The following is an 18,885-nucleotide window of genomic DNA, read 5'->3' on the forward strand; positions in this document are numbered from 1 at the left end:
GGCCGGGAATCGGGAATCGACCCACGGGAATCGTGAGAGGCAGGCATCGGCGTTCGCGGCGCGTAGTCGCTCCGGACGATTCCCGATTCCCCATTCCTGATTCCCGCGTGTAGCGAGGCAGACATGGCAACCACATTCCGCTGCGACATCGTCAGCGCCGAGAGCGAGATCTTCCACGGCGAGGCCGAGTTCCTGGTCGCGACCGGGGAGATGGGCGAGCTCGGCATCACGCCGCGCCACGCGCCGCTGATCACCCGGCTCAAGCCCGGCAAGGTGGTGGTGACGCTGCCGGGCGGCGAGCAGATCGACATCGCCATCTCCGGCGGCATCCTCGAGGTGCAGCCGCAGGTGGTGACGGTGCTCGCCGACACCGCGATCCGCGCCACCGACATCGACGAGGCCGCCGTGCGCGCCGCCAAGGAAGAGGCCGAGCGCATCCTGGCCGGTCGCGGCGAGGCGATGAGCATCCAGGAGGCCCAGCGCCGGCTGGCCGAAGTGCAGGCGCAGCTTGCGGCGCTGGAGCGCCTGCGCCGCAACATCAAGCACTGAGGGTGCTGGATTCCGGGCGGCGGATCCGGAATCCGGATCTTCGCAACGGCAAAGGGCGACGGTCTCCGTCGCCCTTCTCGCTTCTGGAACGCGTGAGACGTCGCCGCGTCGTTCAACCTCGACCCCTGATCCCTGATCCGGACTCCCGACTCCCGATTCCCGATTCCCGATTCCCCACCCAAACCTCACCGCCGATAGACCCAATGCCGTGAGAGCAGGAAGCCGACGCCGCCGAGGAACAGCTCCACGGCCGGTTTCGCAAGCCACGTCCAGTGCAGGCCGACCACGTCCTCGAGCGCGCCGATCGCCCACGTGCTCACGACCGTGGTGGTGAGCCACAGCAGCACGAAGCGGGCGAGCTGGCGGCGGCCGATCGCGGTGTCGTCGCCGGCGAAGGTGATGCGGCCATTGAGCCAGAAGCCCAGCAGCGCGCCGCTCACGCGGCCGGCGACGTTCGCCGCCTCGACCCATAGACCGGCGTTGCTGAGCGCCACCATCGCCGCCCAGTCCAGCAGCCATTGCAGGATGCCGATCAGCAGGTAATGCCGGCCCTGGCGGGTGAGGCTCACGGCGCGCGCTCCCGGCGGAGAACGAGGCGCGGCGCGGCGCGGCGGGGATGCCAGCAGGTCATGCGCGCGATGCTAGCAAAGGCGCGGTGTGCGGCCGGCGTCGGCGTCCACCCGGCGCTGAGCGGCATCGACTAAGCTTCGCGCCTTGGTCGGTCCGATGGAGTTCTCATGAGCGTTCCTCTGCACGTGGTGATCCTCGCCGCAGGCGAAGGCAAGCGGATGAAATCCGCGCTGCCGAAGGTGCTGCAGCCGGTGGCGGGCCGACCGATGCTCGCGCACGTGATCGCGACCGCCCGCCAGCTTGCGCCGGCGGCGATCCATGTCGTCTACGGCCACGGCGGCGAGCAGGTGCGCGCGGCGTTCGCGGATCAACCGGACCTGCTGTGGGTCGAACAGGCCGAGCGCCTCGGGACCGGGCATGCGGTGCAGCAGGCGGTGCCCGCGGTTCCGGACCACGCGCGCGTGCTGGTGCTGTACGGGGACGTTCCGCTGATCACCGCCGAGACCCTGCGTCGCCTGCTCGACGTCGAGGCGCCGCTGGCGGTGCTGGTCGCCGAACTGGAGAACCCGGCGGGCTACGGCCGCATCGTGCGCGACGCCGAGGGGCGTGTCGCACGCATCGTCGAGGAGAAGGACGCGGACGAAGCCGAGCGCGCGATTCGCGCGGTCAACACCGGCATCGTCGCCGCCGATGCGGGCGCGCTCGCCGTCTGGCTGCGCGAGCTGCGCAACGACAACGCGCAGGGCGAGTACTACCTCACCGACGTGTTCGCGCTCGCCGCCGCGGAGTACCGTCCGGCGGAAATCGTGCTGGTGCACGATCCGCTGGAAGTCGAGGGCGCGAACGACCGCTGGCAGCTCGCGCAGCTCGAGCGCGCCTACCAGCGTCGCGCGGCGCGCGCGGTGTGCCTGCAGGGCGCACGGCTGGCGGATCCGTCGCGGTTCGATCTGCGCGGCGAGCTGATCGTCGGCCACGACGTCGAGATCGACGTCGACGTCGTGATCGAAGGCCGCGTCGAACTCGGCGACGGCGTGCGCATCGGCCCGTTCTGCCGGCTGAAGGACGTGCGTCTCGGTGCCGGCACCGAAGTGCGCGCGCATTGCGACCTCGAAGGCGCGGTGGTCGAGGGCGCCGCGCAGATCGGGCCGTTCGCGCGACTGCGTCCCGGCACCGTGCTCGCCGACGGCGTGCACATCGGCAACTTCGTCGAAACCAAGAACGCCAAGCTCGGCACCGGCAGCAAGGCCAACCACCTGACGTACCTGGGCGATGCGGTGGTCGGCGCCGGCGTCAACGTCGGTGCCGGCACCATCACCTGCAACTACGACGGCGCCAACAAGCACGTCACCACGATCGAGGACGGCGCATTCATCGGATCGAACACATCGCTGGTGGCGCCGGTCCGGGTCGGCCGCGACGCCACGATCGGCGCCGGATCGGTGATCACCCGCGAGGCGCCCGCCGGCAAGCTTTCGCTGGCGCGCGGCCGGCAGACGGTGATCGAGGGTTGGGAGCGGCCGAAGAAGAAGCCGCGGTAGCGCCGTTTCGGCCGCAATCGGGCGTCGGCCGCTTCGTGCGTCGCGGTTCGTCGGTGGCGTTCGGTTCGCGGTGCTCCTGCAGGTCGTCGTCAGGGTGATTGAGCGCCGGTGCACAAAGAGGGCCCCGGCATGCGCCGGGGCGACGGCATGCGGTCATCGCGTACGCTCTTCCCGATTCCCGATTCCCGATTCCCGATTCCCGATTCCCGATTCCCGATTCCCGATTCCCGTCAATCCGGCAACACCAGCGTCACGCACAACCCGCCGCCGGCGCGGTTGAGCAGGGCGATGCGGCCGCCGTGGGCTTCGGTGATCTCGCGCGCGAGCGCCAGCCCCAGGCCGGTGCCGTGGCGCTTGGTCGAGTAGAACGGCAGCAGCGCGTTGGCGAGCACGGCGTCGTTCATGCCGCTGCCGCGATCGAGCACGTCGATGCGCCACGCGTCGCCGCCGCGGCGCAACGCCAGCACGACGTCCTCCGGCGGCGAGCCCGATTCGTGCGCGTTCTTGAGCAGATTGATGAGGCACTGTTCGACCTGCGCGACGTCGAAGCGCGCCAGGCCCTCGGCGGGGCCCTCGTAACGGAACGGCACCTGTTCGCGCAACTGCGCGATGAATTGCGGCCACTCGACCGCCTCGCGGCGCGGCGCCGGCAGCTTGGCGAAGCGCGCGTAATCGCGGATGAAGCCTTCCAGGTGCCGGGCGCGCTCCTCGATGGTCGCCAGCGCGGTCGGCAGCCGTTCGAGCTGCCCGCGCCGCAGCAGTTCGCTGCCGGAATGCGCGAGCGAGGCGATCGGCGCCAGCGAGTTGTTGAGCTCGTGCGAGATGACCCGGATCACCTTCTTCCACGTCTGCACCTCCTGCCGGCGCAGCTCGGCGGTGAGCTGGCGCAGCAGGATCAGCTCGTGGCGGCGTCCGTTGAGGCGGAAACGCCGTCGCAGCAGGTGAAAGATCTCCTCCTGGTCCGCTTCGCCGACGGTGAAGATGCCGTCGCCGCGTTCGAACGCCTCGCGCACCGGCTCGGGCATGCCCTCGAGCAGGGCGGCGAACGCATGGCCCTCGAGCCGCCGCCCGTCGCCGAGCAGCTTGCGCGCGGCGACGTTGGCGTACACCACCCGCTCGCCCGGATCGATCAGCACCATCGCCACCGGCGTGTTCTGCACCATCGTGTCGAGCAGAAGCTCGCGCTGCATCAGCGCGAGCCGCTGTTCGCGCAGGGCGTCGCCGAGCGCGTTGTGCGCGGCGACCAGCTCGCCGAGCTCGCCGCCGCCGGCCCACGACAGGCCGAAGCTGAAGTCGCCGTCGCGGTAGCTCGCCACGGTGCCGGCGAGCGCGCGGAACAGCGAGCGCATCGGCGCCAGCACGCGGTAGACGTGGTAGACCAGACCGGGCGCCACGATCAGGATCGCGAGCAGCACGGCCGCCCAGTCCTGCAGCCAGTGCGCGAGCGCGACCGCCAGCAGCGCCGCGAGCGCGGCGTGCAGCAGGGCGATGGCGCCGAACGTCAGACCGAGCGGGAGCCGCTGCCGGAGGCGCATCAGTCGCGGCGGATGCCGAGCCGGTCGAGGCGGCGGTAGAGCGCCTGGCGCGACATGCCCAGTTCGCTCGCGGCCTGCGCGAGCACCCCGCCGCTGCGCGCGAGCGCGGCTTCGATGGTCGCGCGGTCGGGTTCGTGTTCCGGTGCGCCGTGCGGCGCGGCCGCACGCGCCGCCGGCAGGCCGAGATCGCCCGCGCGGATGGTCTCCTCGCGCGCGAGCAGCGCGGCGCGCTGGACCGTGTTGCGCAGCTCGCGCACGTTGCCGGGCCAGGCGTGCGCGAGCAACGCGCGCTCGGCGTCGTCGCCGAAGCTGCGGCCCGGCGGCAGGAAGCGGCGCGCCAGCGGCAGGATGTCGTCCGGACGTTGCGCCAGCGGCGGCACGTGCACTTCCACCGCGTTGAGCCGGTAGAACAGATCCTCGCGGAACTGCCCCTGCGCGATCATCGCGCGCAGGTCGGCGTTGGTCGCGCTCAGCACGCGCACCTTGACCGTGCGCTCGCGGTTGCTGCCGAGGCGCTGGAAGCGGCCCGTCTCCAGCACGCGCAGCAGCTTGATCTGTCCGGCCAGCGGCAGCGTGCCGATCTCGTCGAGGAACAGCGTGCCGCCGTCGGCCGCTTCGAACTTGCCTTCGCGCGCGCGGGTGGCGCCGGTGTAGGCACCGGCCTCGGCGCCGAACAGCTCGGCCTCGATCAGCTCGCCCGGCAGGGCGCCGCAGTTGACGGCCACGAACGGGCCCTGCCTGACCTGCGAGTTGGCGTGGATGACTTCGGCGAACTTCTCCTTGCCGACCCCGTTGGGCCCGGTGATCAGCACCGGCAGGTCCGAACGCGCCACCTGGCAGGCGAGCGTCAATGCCGCCTCGGTGCCGGGGTCGGCGTACACCAGGTCGCGCAGATCGAAGCCGTCCAGTGCGCGGCGCCGGCGTGCCTGCCCCGCGCGGTGCCGCGCGAGCTGCGCCCGCGTCTGCGCCAGCTCGAGCAGGTTGTTGACCGTCGCCATCAGTTTGCGGTCGTCCCACGGCTTGGCGAGGTAGTCGGCCGCGCCGGCCTTCACCAGCTCCACCGCCGACTCCAGATGCGTCCATGCCGTGAGCAGGATGACCGGCAGATCCGGATGGCGCGCGCGGATGGCCTGGAACAGCGCCTCGCCCTCCGCGCCGGAGGTGGTGTCGGCGCGGAAGTTCATGTCCTGCACCACCAGGTCCACCGCTTCGCGCTCCAGCAGCGCGAGCCCCTGCTCCGGCGTCGTCGCCGCCCGGGTGTCGATGTCGTGCAGCGAGAACAGCGTCTCCAGCGCGGTGGCGACGGCGGGGTTGTCGTCGATGACGAGGACGGTGGGCATCGGGCCGGTCGGGTGGATTCGCGATTGGGACGCGGGATCGGGAACCAGGAAGTCGGGATCGGAGCGGCTGGCGGGGAGGGCAGGCGCCAAGAGTACGGCCTTTTCCCATCCCCAATCCCGGATCCCCGATCCCTCACCCTGGCGCTAGACGCTGCGCGTCGCCACCGCCGGTGGTACCGCCGCCGCGCGCAATGCCGGTCCCAGCACCGAGATCTGGCCCAGCGCCCACAGCGCCAGCGCGCCGATCGGCAGGTACGCCAGCGGCAGGCGCGGCAGTTCGTAGCGCTCCATCAGCAACTGGTTGATGGCGAACGCGGCGAACATGCCGAGCGCGATGCCGACCGTGGCAAGCACGAAGTTCTCGGTCTGGAAGTAGCGCAGCACCTGGCGGCGGGTCGCCCCGAGCGCGCGCCGCACGCCGATCTGCTTGGTGCGCTGCTGCACCCAGAAGCTGGCCAGACCGACGATGCCGAGCGCGGTGACGACCAGCAGCGCCACGCACACCGCCACCAGCAGCCACGCCATCGAGCGGTCCTGCCGGTAGTAGCGTTCGACCATCTCGGTGAACGTGCCTTCGTCGTTGATGATGCGCATGGTGTTGTTGCGCTCGAGCACGTCCACCGCCGCCTTCAGCACTTCGGCGCGGCGGTCGGGCGTGGTGCGCAGCACGAAGCGGCCGAACACCGGGCGGATCGGCAGCACGATGCTGTACTGATGCTCGTGCGGACCGCCGTTGTCGTTCGGGCGGATCAGGTTCTCCAGCACGCCGATCACGCGGATCGGCTTCTCGCCCCACACGTACACGGATTTGCCGATCGGGTTCTCGCCGGGCCAGAGCTGCTCGGCCACCGCGCGCGTCATCAGCAGTCCCGGCAACGCCACGTCGGCACCGGGCGCGTCGATCACGCCCCAGTCGACATACTCGTCCGCGGTGAAGTCGCGCCCTGCGACGATGCGCAGGCCGAACGTCTCGACGAGCTGCTCGTCGCCCATGTAGATCGCCGCGTTGAGGTTGGGCGCCGGCTGATCTTCCTGCAGGCTCACCGAACTGTTCCACGACGAGCTGTCGAACGGCAGGTGGTTGGTCGAGGTCGCGGCGATCACGCCGGGGATCTGCCGCAGCGCGGCGACGTCGGCCTTGTGGCGGGCGTCGGCGTCGGCGCGGCTGGCGCCGACCACGCTCGCGTTGACGCGGACGATCTCCTCGTTGGCAAGGCCGGTGGGACGGTCCGTGCGCTCCATGCGCTGCGAGATGAGGAACAGCGCGTTGCAGATGATCGCGCACGACAGCGCGATCTCGAGCACGATCAGCATCGCGGCGGTCTTGTGCCGGCGCAGCGTGGACAGGATCGGACGGATTTCCATGACGGGCCTCACTGCGACTTGAGCTGGATGGCGGGCGCGACCTGGCAGGCGCGCCAGGCGGGCAGAAGGCCCGCGAGCAGGCTGGCGACGATCGCAAGCACGATCGTGGTCGCCAGCATGGCCGGGTCGAGATGGGCGAACTGCGCGTAGTCGGTGGGCTGCTGGCGCACCGCCCACAGCCCGAGCATCGCAAGGCCGAGTCCGAGCACGCCGCCGGCGAGGCCGACCGTGCCGGCCTCCACCAGCGCCTGTGCGAAGATCGCGCGCCGCGAGGCGCCGAGCGCGCGCCGCACGCCGATCTCGCTGCCGCGCCGCATGAACTTCGCCAGCAGCAGCCCGACGGTGTTGACCAGGCACACCAGCAGGAAGCCGAACGCCAGGTACATCTGCAGCCGCACGTCGCGCGGCACGACCCGCTGGTCGTCCAGCCACTCCATCACGCTGTGCAGGCGGACGTTCGTCGGCCGCTCGAAACGCCCGGCCGCGCGTTGCTGTTCCGAATAGTTGCGCAGGTACTCGCGGTAGGCCGCGACCTTCTCCGGCGTGCCGAGCTCGACCCAGTACTGCAGCCAGGTGCAGGGCGCGTTGAGGCCGTAGCTGCCTTCCGGATCGGTGCTGCCGCTGTCGTCGTCCCAGCAGTTCATGTTGCCTTCGGTTCCGAATTCCAGCTCGCGCGCGGTCCAGAACGGCACGAACACGTCCTCGTAGGCGCCGTAGCGCTGGTTGGTGACGTCGTAGAAGCGCGGCGTCGGCCGCCAGGTGTCGATCACGCCGATGATGCGCAGCTCGGCCTGCTCCACGCGCAGCGTGCGGCCGACGCTGTTGGCGCCCTCGAACAGGCGATCGTTCAGCGCCCTGGAGATCACCGCCACGCGCGCGCGGCCGCGATCGTCCTCCGCGGTCCAGCCGCGGCCGTAGAGGAACGGCACGTCGAACATCGCGAAGAAGTCGGCCGAGGTGTAGCGCGCGCCGGTGTTGAACGGGTCGAGGCCTTCGCGCGCGGGCACCACGGCGACGGAGCCGCCGGTCATCACCGCCTGCCGGTCGCCGCGCTTCTCGCGCAGCAGCGCCTCGGCGTCGTAGCGGCTCATCTGCTGCTCGGGATCCTCGCCCGGTTCGTAGCCGCTCATCGAGCGCGGATCCATCCGCGGGTAGAACAGGACATCGCTCTTGTGCGGGATCGGGTCGCCCGCAAGCACGTAGAACACCGTCAGCGTGGTCATCGAGGCGCCGATGCCGAGCGCGATGGCCAGCACCATCAGCGCGGTCAGCACGCGATTGCGCCGGAAGCTGCGCAAGGCGAGGTTGAAGTAGTAGCCGAACATGGGAAGGCTCCGTGACGCGGGTCTGCGGCCCGCCGTGGCGTGACGTGGAGACGGGCGGCGCGCCTTACGGCGAGGCGGCCGGGGCGCCCGCCATCTCGCGCGCGCGCAGCAGGCTGCGTTCGACCGAGATGTCGCTGGCCATGCCGTCGACGATGTGCACGTTGCGCTGCGCGCGGGCGGCGAGTTCGGGATCGTGGGTGACCATGACGATGGTGGTGCCGGCGGCGTTGATCTCCTCGAGCAGCTCCATCACCCCGCGCGCCATCTGCGAGTCGAGGTTGCCGGTGGGCTCGTCGGCGAGCAGCAGGCGCGGGCTGCCGGCGAGCGCGCGGGCGATCGCCGCGCGCTGCTGCTGTCCGCCCGACAGTTCGGTCGGGTAGTGCTTCATGCGCGAGCCCAGGCCGACCTTGGTGAGCGCTTCCTCGATGCGTTGCCTGCGCTCGGCCGCGCTCATGCCGCGATAGCGCAGCGGCACGTCGACGTTGTCGAACAGGTTGAGGTCGGGGATCAGGTTGAAGCTCTGGAAGATGAAGCCGATCTTGCGGTTGCGCAGCCTCGAGCGCGCATCGTCGCCCAGCTTGCTGACGTCCTCGCCATCGAGCAGGTAGGTGCCGCTGGTGAAGTCCTCCAGCAGGCCGGCGATGTTGAGGAAGGTGGTCTTGCCGGAGCCCGACGGGCCGGTGACGGCGACGAACTCGCCCTCGCGCACGTGCAGATCCAGCGAGCGCAGCGCGTGCGTCTCGACGAGGGCGGTGCGGTAGACCTTGGTGACGGCTTGCATGTGCAGCATGGCGGGCTCCGGTGGGATGCGGAAGGGGCGGGCGTCAGCCCTGGATGCGGAACAGAAGCGCGGCGGCGGTCCGCGGCGCGTAGGCGTTGCGCCACCCGCGGCGCGGCGCGGCGTCGCGCGCGGCCGGGGCCGGCGATGCGGCATCGAAGCGCAGCAACGGGTGCAGGCGCAGCGGTACCGCGTCCGCGAGATCCTGCGCGGTCCAGCGCAGGTCGAACGGGAACACGGCCGGAACGACATCGCCGTGCGGCGTGGACGGGACGACGTGGGAGACCATGACTCACTCTCCGGTAATGCGGACGGTGTCCGCGTTGGCGAACTGGTCGGTGCCGGAAACCACGACGCGGTCCCCGGGTTGCAGCCCTTCGAGGATCTCCACCGCATCCAGACTTGCGGCGCCGACGCGGATCGGGCGGCGCACGGCGGTGCGTCCCTCGACGACGTAGGCGTAGCGGCCGCCGCCCTGTTCGAGGAAGGCGCCGCGCTCGACCTTGAGCACGTTGCGGCGGGTGTCGAGCAGGATGCGGGCGGACAGGCGCTGGTTCTGGCGCAGCCCCTTCGGCGTGCCGCCGACGAAGCGCAAGCGGCCGGTGACCTCGCCGTTGACGACTTCCGGCGATACCGCCGACACCTTCGCGTCGAACGTGCCGGCGGCGCCGCGCAGTTGCGCCGGCATGCCGATCGCCAGATCGCGCGCGAAGCTCTCGGGGACGGTGATCTCGACCTCGAACTCGGTCAGATCGACCACGCTCAGCACCGGTGCGTTGGCGGCGACGTTCTGCCGTTGCTGCACCATCACCTGGCCGACCTGGCCGTCGAACGGCGCGCGCAGCGTGAGCGCGTCGACCTGGCGCTGCAGCTCGGCCACCACCGCGCGCTGGCGGTCGGCCAGCAGACGCTTGTTGCGCAGATCGAGACCGGCGCCGCGATCCTGCAGCCGGTGGCCCTGGCGCGCCTGCGCCAGCGCGAGCTGCGCCTTCTTGAGCGCGTCCTGCGCGCGGGCGACGTCGATCTGCGCCACCGCCCCGCCTTCGAACGCGCGCCGGTTGCGTTCCAGATCGCGCTCGGCGGCGATGCGATCGATTTCCGCCTGGTCGAGCAGCTTGCGCGCCTCGGCGCGGGTCATCTGCGCATCGAGCGCGGCCCGGTTCGCCTCGGCTTCCAGACTGGCCAGCGTGGCCTGCTCCTGCGCCAGCGCGCTGCGCAGCTCGGGGCTGTCGATTTCGGCCAGCGGCTGGCCCCGCCTGACCGCATCGCCGGCCACCACCTTCAGCGTCACCGTGCCGCCGGCGATCGCGTAGAGCGTGGGACTGTTGGCGGCGATCACGCGACCCTCGGCGCTGATGTCGCGCACCAGATCGCCGCGGGTCACTTCGGCGATGCGCAGGCGCGAGGCGTCGAAGCTGCGCGCGCCGGCGTTCCAGCCGCCGAGAAGCCAGACGACGCCCGCCACGGCCACGGCGGCGATCGCGCCGCCGATCAGCCAGGTCGGGCGCCGGCGGGAAGGGACGGCGGAGCCGGCGATCGGGCGGTCCTGCGCGGAGGTGTCACGGATGCTCATGGGCGGCGGTGCGTAGGAAGATTTGCCGCTGTCCCAAGCAGGTTGCGTGCCAGCATCCAAGTGATTGAACGCAAAGGGCTTTGCCCCGGGCGGCCGCTGTCCGACCGGACGGCGTACACGTCCGGCGGACAGGCTCGACCGTTACACTCCGGACTCCTGTCCTCCCCCGTGAGCACCCCCAGCTATGTGCGGCATCGTCGGCGCGATCGCGGATCGCGATGTGGTTCCCGTCCTGGTCGAAGGACTGAAGCGGCTCGAGTACCGCGGTTACGACTCCGCCGGCATCGCCGTGCTGGATGGCGAGGGCGTGCGCCGCGTGCGCCGCACCGGCCGTGTCGCCGAGATGGCCGCGGCGGCCGAGCGCGAGGGTTTCAGCGCGCGCATCGGCATCGGCCACACGCGCTGGGCCACGCACGGCGGCGTCACCGAAGCCAACGCGCATCCGCACATCAGCTTCGGCGAGCTGGCGCTGGTGCACAACGGCATCATCGAGAACCACGAATCGCAGCGCGAACGGCTGATCGCCGCCGGTTACGCGTTCGAATCGCAGACCGACACCGAGGTCATCGCGCACCTGATCCACCTCTACCTGCGCGAGGACGGCGACCTGCTGCGCGCCGTGCAGCGCGCGGTGCGCGAGCTGGTCGGCGCCTACGCGATCGCGGTGGTCTCCACCCGCGAGCCGGGCCGGATGGTCGCCGCGCGCATGGGCTGCCCGCTGCTGGTCGGCCTGGGCGAGGGCGAGAACTTCGTGGCGAGCGACGTCTCGGCGATCGTGCAGGCCACGCGTCGGGTGATCTTCCTCGAGGAGGGCGACACCGTCGACGTCACCCGCGAGCGCGTGCAGGTGTACGACGCCGACGCCCGTCCGGTGCGGCGCGACGTGCATTTGTCGGACGTGTCGCTGGCCTCGCTCGAGCTCGGCCCGTACCGGCACTTCATGCAGAAGGAGATCCACGAGCAGCCGCGCGCGCTCGCCGACACCATCGAGGGCGTGATCGACCGCAACGGCTTCGTGCCGGCGCTGTTCGGCGATGCCGACGGTGCGGTGCTGCGCGACGTCGAGGCGGTGCAGATCCTCGCCTGCGGCACCAGCTACTACGCCGGGCTGGTGGCGCGCTACTGGATCGAGGCGATCGCCGGCATCCCGTGCGCGGTGGACATCGCCAGCGAGTACCGCTACCGCGCCGCGGTGGCCAATCCCAAGCAGCTCGTGGTCACCATCTCGCAGTCGGGCGAAACGCTCGACACGATGGAGGCGCTGAAGTACGCCAAGGCGCTCGGCCACGAGCGCACGCTGTCGATCTGCAACGTGCCGGAGAGTGCGATCCCGCGCGCCAGCCGGCTGGTCTACTACACCCGCGCCGGCGCCGAGATCGGCGTGGCCTCGACCAAGGCGTTCACCACCCAGTTGGTGGCGCTGTTCACGCTGACGGCGACGCTGGCGAAGCTGCGCGGCCGGCTCTCCGACGAACAGGAAGCGCAGTACCTGGAAGCGCTGCGCCACCTGCCCGGCAGCGTGCAGCACGCGCTCAACCTGGAGCCGCAGATCGTGGCCTGGGCGGAGCGCTTCGCGGCGAAGGAGCACGCGCTGTTCCTCGGCCGCGGCGTGCATTACCCGATCGCGCTGGAAGGCGCGCTCAAGCTCAAGGAGATCTCCTACATCCACGCCGAGGCGTATCCGGCCGGCGAGCTGAAACACGGCCCGCTGGCGCTGGTCGATTCGGCCATGCCGGTGGTGGTGATCGCGCCCAACGACAGCCTGCTGGAGAAGGTGAAGTCGAACATCCAGGAAGTGCGCGCGCGCGGCGGCGAGATGTTCGTCTTCACCGACCTCGACAGCCACTTCGGCGAGTCCGAGCAGGTCAACGTGATCCGCACGCCGCGCCACGTCGGCATCCTCTCGCCGGTGGTGCACGCGATCCCGGTGCAGTTGCTGGCCTACCACGCCGCGCTCGCGCGCGGCACCGACGTCGACAAGCCGCGCAATCTCGCCAAGTCGGTCACCGTCGAGTGACCCTCCGGCGCATCGGGACGCCCGCCCTCGTGGCGGGCGTCCGCGTTCCACCGATGCGCCCGGCTGAACCGACGCTGCGCGTTCAGCGCCGGCTCGGTGGCGTGGAGGCACAACGGAGCACGCTTTAGCGAAGCGGCGACCGGCCGTTAACGGTTTGGCAGAGGCGGCGCATGCCTGCCAACCCGCCAGGCACGCACCGCACTAGGCTCGAAAGCGACGAGACCGAGGAGGTGACGTATGGTGGAGTCGTTGCGGCACGGAGCCCCTGCCGAACTGTGGCAGGCCCTGGTGCGCGAGGCGGGCGAGCGGCTCGGGCAGCCGCTCGACGAGTCGCGCGAGAGCTATCTGGTGTTCGTCCTGCTGCGTCACCAGCGCGACGGCCAACTGCTCGGGCGCATCCAGGCGCTCGAATGGTTCGACGCCCTGGCGCAGGCCGGACAGGTGCGGACCGACGCGTTGCGCGACGTCGGCGACCGCTGCCTGCTGATCGCCGGGCTGTATCCGGGCCTGGCCGAGCGGCGGCGGGTGACGGTCGACTACTTCATCGAGCTCGGGCGCAGCGCCTATCTCGGCGTGGCCGAGGCCGGCCGCAACGCCTACGCCGCGCTGTTCGAGCAGCTCGCGCGCACCTACCGCGACCTCGTGCGCACCCTGCGCGCGGTCCGCAGCGAGCGGCCGAGCGCGCTGGAGCTGCTGGAACTGGCGCCGATCGGCACGCGCCACTGAAGCGAGCCGCCGGCCCCTCGCAGGAGGGGCCGGGCGGAGGCCGATCCTTCGGCCGGCGATCCCTCGCCCACCGGCGTCGCCGGCGTTCCGCGCGGCGCTCCGCGCCGCGTCCTGCCGATGCCGGCGCTCAGCGGGCCGGCGCGTAGCGCACGGTCACGAACCACTCGCGTCCGGGCTGGTTGTAGTACGCGACGGTCTCGTATCCGCGGTCGAACGCGTTCGCCAGCCGCAACTGCACTCGCCAGTCGTTCGCGAACGCGTATTCCGCGCGCAGGTCGAACGTGGCGTAGCCGCCGATGCGCCGCGTGTTGGCGATGTCGTCGTAGCGCTCGCCCTCGGCCACGCCGGTCACGCCGAGGCTCAGGCGGCCGAACGCGCGGTCCAGCTCGATGCGCGCGCTGCGGCGCGCGCGTCGCGGCAGGTCGCGTCCGGCGGCGGCCGCGCTGCGGTTCTCCGGATCGAGCAGGCTGAGGCTGCCCTGCACCGACCAGTCCGACCACCGCGCATCGCCGCCGAGCTCCAGGCCACGCAGGCGCGCGCGGTCGACGTTGGCCGGCATGAAGCTGACGATGTCGAACGCGATCAGGTCGCGCACGCGCGTCTCGAACGCGTCCAGCCGCACGCTCGCCCGCTCGCCGCGCCAGGCCACGCCGAGCTCGGCGCTGCGCGAACGTTCCGGATCGAGTTCGGGGTTGCTGGCGAAGGGGTAGTACAGCTCGTTGAACGTCGGCGCCTTGAACGCGGTGCCGTAGCTCGCATACGCGCGCCAACCGCGCGCGAACCCGATGCCCCACGCGGCATTGCCGGTGGTCGCGCCGCCGAACTGCGCGTTGTCGTCGTGGCGCAGGCTGGCCTGCAGCGAATGCGCGCCCAGCTCGCCCTGCGCCTGCACGAACACCGCCGTGTTGTCGCGCTCGCGGCGCACGTAGTGCGTGCTGCTCTCCACCTCCTCGCGCTGCCAGTCGATGCCCGCGCTCAGCAGCACGCCGCGGCGCAGCGTGACGTCGCCCTGCAGGGCGACGGTCGTGCGGCCGGTGGCGAAATCGCCGCGGTCGGCGTCGTCATGGAAGTTGTCGGACTCGTCGTCGTTGCGGCCCGCGATCAGCTGCAGGCGCGCGCGCTCGCTCGGCATCCAGCTCGCCTTCGCGCCGAACACCTGCTGCACGGTTTCGGAGTAGTTGACGAAGCTGCCGTCGTATTCGTTCTCGCCCTCGGCGCGCAGCGCGTGCGCGTCGATCTGCCAGGCATCGCCGGGCTTCAGCCCGACGCGCGCGGAGAGCGAGCGGTTGCGGTAGCCGTCGCGATCGGGCTCGGTGGTGAAGCAGCCGGCGAACACCGGCGCGCCGATGCCGCGGCAGGCATCGATGCCGTCGGTGCGCGCATGGCGGGCGTCGAAGGCGAACCAGGCCCGCCCGCTTCCGCCGGTGAGGCCGATGCCGGCCTCGCGATGGCCGTGCGAACCGGCCCCGGCGTGGCCGCGGCCATGCAGGCCCTCGCGCGCGGCGCGGCGGGTGAAGATCTGGATCACGCCGCCCACCGCGTCCGCGCCGTAGAGGCTGGAGCGCGGGCCGCGCACGATCTCGACGCGTTCGATCGCATCGACCGGAATGTCCTGGAACGACACCAGCCCCGAGGTCGCCGAGCCCACGCGTACGCCGTCCACCAGCACCAGCACGTGGTCCGATTCGGCGCCGCGCATGAACAGCGTGGTGAGCTTGCCGGCGCCGCCCTGGTTGGACAGCGAGATGCCGGCGCGCCCGCGCAGCAGATCGGGCAGGGAGTGCGGCTGGGCGCGTTCGATGTCCTCGCGCGTGATCACTTCGACCGCGGCGAGCGTCTCGTCGACGCTCAGCGGCGTGCGCGTGGCGGTGACCACGATGTGGTCGAGGTCGGTGGCGTCGTCCTGGGCGTGGACGGCAGGGACGGCAAGAAGGCTGGCGATCGCCAGCGCAAGAGGTCGGATCGGCATGCAAGGACTCCATCGCGCACACCCGCGTGCGCGTCGGGTTCGTGGGAGTCGCGTGCGGAAGAGGAAGGGCGCGAAAGGCCGCGAGCGGCACCGTCGCCGCGACGCCCTCCGCATCGCAACCGTGGACTCCGGGGCCGGTCTCCGGGCTTGCGGGCGGAGCGTTCTTCGCTCCCGCCGCGGCGCCTTCCCATGCGTCACGCACAGTGGCCGATGCCGCGGCTTCGACTCGCTTACCGTTGCGGGGGCAGCGCCGGACTGGCCTTGCGGCGTCACCGGCTTCCCGTTTCAACCCCGGACACGCATGCCGGGGTCACCTCGAAGCGCGCGCAGTGTAGGGGAAGCGGCGGGCCGGCGCAAAAGGCGCGGTGCCCTCCCTCGGAGCGCGCACGACGGGGCTTCGGCACGAAAAAGGCCCGACGCGTCCGCGCCGGGCCCCGGGCCGCGCCCGTCTGCGGCTCACTCGGGCGATGCGTTCGCCTTGGTCGCGGTGGCGCCGGCATCGCCCACGCCCGGCGTGGCCGGCGCGGCCTGCACGTAGAGCGTCGGATCCTCGATCTCGACGTCGAGCCAGCGTTCCGGCGGCAGGCCGAGCGCGCGGTCGAGGATGGTCGGCAGCAGGCCGGACGGCTGCGCGCTCTCGCTGTTCCAGAGGATGGCGATGCCGAGGTCCTGCTCCGGCACCAGCGCGACCAGACCGCGATAGCCCTGCACCGCGCCGCCGTGGAACACCACGCGGTGTCCGGCGTAGTCGTACACGCGCCAGCCGAGCGCGTAGCCGGCCGAGGTGAGCCGGGTGCGGCGCCAGGACGAACCGCGGATCTCGCCGGGCGTGTCCACCAGCGGCTGGTGCAACGTCGCCAGCAGCGGCGCCGGCAGCACGTCCTGGCGATGGCCGAGCTGCGCAAGCAGCCACTGCGCCATGTCGCTGGCGCTGGCGTTGACGCCGGCGGCCGGCTGCACCTGGTAGTAGGTCGGCTTCGGCGTCAGCGACACCCAGCCGCCGCGCCCGTGCACGTGCGGCCGCGCCCAGCGCGGACTGGCGAGGATGCCTTCCAGCCCGATGCTGGCGTCGTTCATCCCCAGCGGCTTGAAGATGCGGCGCTGCACCTGCTGCGCGTAGAAGTCGCCGGTGGCGGCGAACACCACGTCGCCGATCAGGCTGAAGGCGACGTTCTGGTAGCCGTAGCAGGTGCGCGGCGCGCAGGCGAGCGGCGCGTTCGACAGCTTCTGGGTGAGCGTGTGGTAGTCGACGTAGCGCTCGAGGTCGCGGTCGTAGGTGTTGTGCGACAGCCCGAGCCGGTGGCTCAGCACGTCGGCGACGGTGATTTCCTGCGTCGCGTAGGGATCGCGCAGGCGGAACGAAGGCAGGTAATCGACCACACGGCTGTCCCAGCGCAGCGTGCCGTCGTGCACCAGCATGCCCGCCAGCGTCCCGGCGAACGCCTTCGACAGCGACGCCAGGCGGAACACCGTGTGCGCGTCCACCGGCTCGGGTGCGCGGGTGTCGGTGATGCCGTAGCCGCGCGCGCTGAGCACGCGCCCGTTGTGCACGATGGTCAGCGCCATGCCGGGCACGCGCTGGTCGGCGACCAGTTGCTGCGCCATCAGCTCGAAGTGGGCGACGTCGAAGCCGGGCGCCAGCGGCAGGGCCGGCGGCGGGCGGCGGGGGATGGCGGCAGGCGCCGGCTGACCCGCCGCGGCGCGTTGCGCCCCGCCTTCGGCGCGCAGCGCGGTCTGCGCCGGGGCGCCGAGGGTGAGCGTCAGCAGGAGGACCGAGGCTGCGATGCGCCGGTTGGCGCGGGAGCGCCCGTTCGCGTCGTCTTTCATGGGTCGCAGCGCCTGCGTATGCTGGGACGGCGCCCGATCATAGCGCGCGTTTCAGGGGACGGGAGAGAAATCGTGTTCAGCCTCATGATTTTCCTGGGAATCGTGATCCTGCTCGCGCTCTGGGCGGTCGGGCTCTACAACGGCCTGGTGCGGCTGCGGAACGCCTTCCGCAACGCGTTCGCCCAGATCGACGTGCAACTGCAGCGCCGGTTCGACCTGATCCCCAACCTGGTGGAGACCGCCAAGGGTTATCTGCGGCACGAGCGCGAGACCCTTGAGGCGGTGATCGCCGCCCGCAGCGCGGCCGTGGGCGGCCTGGCGGCGGCCAAGGCGCAGCCCGGCGATCCGGGCGCGATGGGCGAGCTGGCGGCGACCCAGGGCGCGCTCAACGGCGCGCTGGGGCGCCTGCTGGCGGTGGCGGAGGCCTACCCGGACCTCAAGGCCAACCAGAACATGATGCAGCTCACCGAGGAGCTGACCAGCACCGAGAACAAGGTCGCGTTCGCCCGTCAGGCGTACAACGACGCGGTGATGGCCTACAACAACCGGCGCGAGGTGTTCCCGTCCAACATCGTCGCCGGCATGTTCGGCTTCGCCCCGGCGGCGCTGCTGGAGATCCCCGCGGACAAGGCCGAGGTCCGCGAGGCGCCGAAGGTGCAGTTCTGAGGAGCGGCGCCGCGCGCGCGGACGCCCGGGCCCGCGTTTGCTGCCGGCACGCCGGGCGCCGGGCGCGACCGCGACTGCGTATCCCGGATCCGGACCCGGAACCCCAAGCCCGTCGCCCATGAACTTCTTCGAGCGCCAAGCGGCCGCGCGTCGCGCCTCGACCTGGCTGGTGGCCCTGTTCGCGATGGCGGTGCTGGGCATCGTCGCCGCGGTGGATCTGGCGGTGTGGCTGTTCGTCGCCCGCTCGCCGGGGGCGCTGCTGCTGGCGGCGGCCGCGACGCTCGCGGTGATCGCGCTGGGCTCGCTGTACCGCATCGCCTCGCTGCGCGGCGGCGGCGAGACGGTCGCGCTGGAGCTGGGCGGCGTGCCGGTGCCCGAGGACACCACCGACCTGCACCTGCGGCGCCTGCGCAACGTGGTCGAGGAGATGGCGATCGCCTCCGGCGTGCCGGTGCCGCGCGTGTTCGTGCTGGAGCACGAGGCCGGGATCAACGCCTTCGCCGCCGGCTACGCGCCGAGCGATGCGGTGGTGGCGGTCACCCGCGGCGCGCTCGAGCGGCTCAACCGCGACGAGCTGCAGGGCGTGATCGCCCACGAGTTCGGCCACATCCTCAACGGCGACATGCGGCTGAACATCCGTCTGATCGGCGTGCTGTTCGGCATCCTGGTGCTGGCGCTGATCGGCCGCAAGATCCTCGAGCACGGCCGCTTCGGCGGCAGCGGGCGCAACAACAAGGGCGCGGGGGCGGTCCTGATCGCCGCGCTGGTGGCGATGGTGGTGGGCTACGTCGGGCTGTTCTTCGGCCGGCTGATCAAGGCCGGGGTGAGCCGCACGCGCGAGCGGCTGGCGGACGCCTCCGCGGTGCAGTTCACGCGGCAGACCCAGGGCCTGGCCGGCGCGCTGAAGAAGATCGCGGGCCTGGACGCGGGCTCGCGGCTCAACGAGCGCGGCAAGGCCGAGGAGGTCAGCCACATGCTGTTCGGCGACGGGCTCGGCCTGCGCGGACTGTTCGCCACCCATCCGCCGCTGCTGGAGCGCATCCGCACGCTCGAACCGCAGTTCGACGCGCGCCAGCTCGCGGGCCTGAGCGAGCGCTGGCGCGCGAC

At 71.4% G+C, this 18,885-nt stretch carries 16 protein-coding genes and 1 riboswitch; of the genes, 6 read left to right on the forward strand and 10 right to left on the reverse strand.

What is annotated here, in order from left to right:
• Nucleotides 1-123: 123 nt before the first annotated feature.
• Nucleotides 124-549: a F0F1 ATP synthase subunit epsilon gene (locus FQY64_RS06550; protein WP_146473116.1), complete on the forward strand. Its 426-nt coding sequence runs from the start codon at nucleotides 124-126 to the stop codon at nucleotides 547-549.
• A gap of 185 nt (nucleotides 550-734) precedes the next feature.
• Here FQY64_RS06550 and FQY64_RS06555 read toward each other — a convergent pair whose 3' ends face one another.
• On the reverse strand, nucleotides 735-1,118 hold the full coding sequence (locus FQY64_RS06555) for a GtrA family protein (protein ID WP_146473118.1): 384 nt from the start codon (nucleotides 1,116-1,118) through the stop codon (nucleotides 735-737).
• Nucleotides 1,119-1,286: 168 nt separating this feature from the next.
• On the opposite strand from FQY64_RS06555, the gene glmU reads away from it, so the two are divergent.
• Nucleotides 1,287-2,657, forward strand: a complete 1,371-nt coding sequence (gene glmU, locus FQY64_RS06560; protein ID WP_146473120.1) for a bifunctional UDP-N-acetylglucosamine diphosphorylase/glucosamine-1-phosphate N-acetyltransferase GlmU — start codon at nucleotides 1,287-1,289, stop codon at nucleotides 2,655-2,657.
• 230 nt (nucleotides 2,658-2,887) lie between these two features.
• Here glmU and FQY64_RS06565 read toward each other — a convergent pair whose 3' ends face one another.
• The 7 genes from FQY64_RS06565 to FQY64_RS06595 form a co-directional block, all read right to left on the reverse strand.
• Nucleotides 2,888-4,192: a sensor histidine kinase gene (locus FQY64_RS06565; RefSeq protein ID WP_146473122.1), complete on the reverse strand. Its 1,305-nt coding sequence runs from the start codon at nucleotides 4,190-4,192 to the stop codon at nucleotides 2,888-2,890.
• On the reverse strand, nucleotides 4,192-5,532 hold the full coding sequence (locus FQY64_RS06570; protein WP_146473124.1) for a sigma-54-dependent transcriptional regulator: 1,341 nt from the start codon (nucleotides 5,530-5,532) through the stop codon (nucleotides 4,192-4,194). Before FQY64_RS06570 ends, FQY64_RS06565 begins: the two co-directional genes overlap by 1 nt.
• Nucleotides 5,533-5,676: 144 nt before the next feature.
• A complete protein-coding gene (locus FQY64_RS06575; RefSeq protein ID WP_146473126.1) occupies nucleotides 5,677-6,897 on the reverse strand; it encodes an ABC transporter permease in 1,221 nt (406 codons plus the stop codon).
• 8 nt (nucleotides 6,898-6,905) lie between these two features.
• On the reverse strand, nucleotides 6,906-8,222 hold the full coding sequence (locus FQY64_RS06580) for an ABC transporter permease (protein WP_146473128.1): 1,317 nt from the start codon (nucleotides 8,220-8,222) through the stop codon (nucleotides 6,906-6,908).
• 64 nt (nucleotides 8,223-8,286) lie between these two features.
• Complete coding sequence (locus FQY64_RS06585) at nucleotides 8,287-9,012, reverse strand: ABC transporter ATP-binding protein (RefSeq protein WP_146473130.1); 726 nt, start codon at nucleotides 9,010-9,012, stop codon at nucleotides 8,287-8,289.
• A gap of 34 nt (nucleotides 9,013-9,046) precedes the next feature.
• On the reverse strand, nucleotides 9,047-9,289 hold the full coding sequence (locus FQY64_RS06590) for a hypothetical protein (RefSeq protein WP_146473132.1): 243 nt from the start codon (nucleotides 9,287-9,289) through the stop codon (nucleotides 9,047-9,049).
• Between the two features lie 3 nt (nucleotides 9,290-9,292).
• Entirely contained in the window at nucleotides 9,293-10,573 is a 1,281-nt protein-coding gene (locus tag FQY64_RS06595) for an efflux RND transporter periplasmic adaptor subunit (protein ID WP_146473134.1), read from the reverse strand.
• A 184-nt stretch (nucleotides 10,574-10,757) separates the two neighbouring features.
• Here FQY64_RS06595 and glmS point away from each other — a divergent pair, with 184 nt between their 5' ends.
• Together glmS and FQY64_RS06605 are read left to right on the forward strand one after the other, a co-directional pair.
• Nucleotides 10,758-12,590: a glutamine--fructose-6-phosphate transaminase (isomerizing) gene (glmS, locus tag FQY64_RS06600; protein ID WP_146473136.1), complete on the forward strand. Its 1,833-nt coding sequence runs from the start codon at nucleotides 10,758-10,760 to the stop codon at nucleotides 12,588-12,590.
• 237 nt (nucleotides 12,591-12,827) lie between these two features.
• Complete coding sequence (locus tag FQY64_RS06605; RefSeq protein WP_146473138.1) at nucleotides 12,828-13,316, forward strand: hypothetical protein; 489 nt, start codon at nucleotides 12,828-12,830, stop codon at nucleotides 13,314-13,316.
• Nucleotides 13,317-13,443: 127 nt separating this feature from the next.
• On the opposite strand, the gene btuB is transcribed toward FQY64_RS06605, so the two are convergent.
• Entirely contained in the window at nucleotides 13,444-15,285 is a 1,842-nt protein-coding gene (btuB, locus tag FQY64_RS06610; RefSeq protein WP_146473140.1) for a TonB-dependent vitamin B12 receptor, read from the reverse strand.
• A 115-nt stretch (nucleotides 15,286-15,400) separates the two neighbouring features.
• A riboswitch (cobalamin riboswitch) is annotated at nucleotides 15,401-15,618 on the reverse strand.
• Between the two features lie 123 nt (nucleotides 15,619-15,741).
• Nucleotides 15,742-17,112, reverse strand: a complete 1,371-nt coding sequence (locus FQY64_RS06615) for a serine hydrolase domain-containing protein (RefSeq protein ID WP_146473142.1) — start codon at nucleotides 17,110-17,112, stop codon at nucleotides 15,742-15,744.
• Nucleotides 17,113-17,196: 84 nt separating this feature from the next.
• Between FQY64_RS06615 and FQY64_RS06620 the strand changes: the two genes are divergently transcribed.
• Entirely contained in the window at nucleotides 17,197-17,778 is a 582-nt protein-coding gene (locus FQY64_RS06620) for a LemA family protein (protein ID WP_229814890.1), read from the forward strand.
• Between the two features lie 118 nt (nucleotides 17,779-17,896).
• The coding region (locus tag FQY64_RS06625) for a M48 family metallopeptidase (protein ID WP_146473146.1) at nucleotides 17,897-18,885 on the forward strand (989 nt) is incomplete at its 3' end.

Source organism: Vulcaniibacterium thermophilum, from assembly GCF_007923255.1.
In the GTDB taxonomy this organism is placed as follows: Bacteria; Pseudomonadota; Gammaproteobacteria; order Xanthomonadales; family Xanthomonadaceae; genus Lysobacter_F; species Lysobacter_F thermophilum.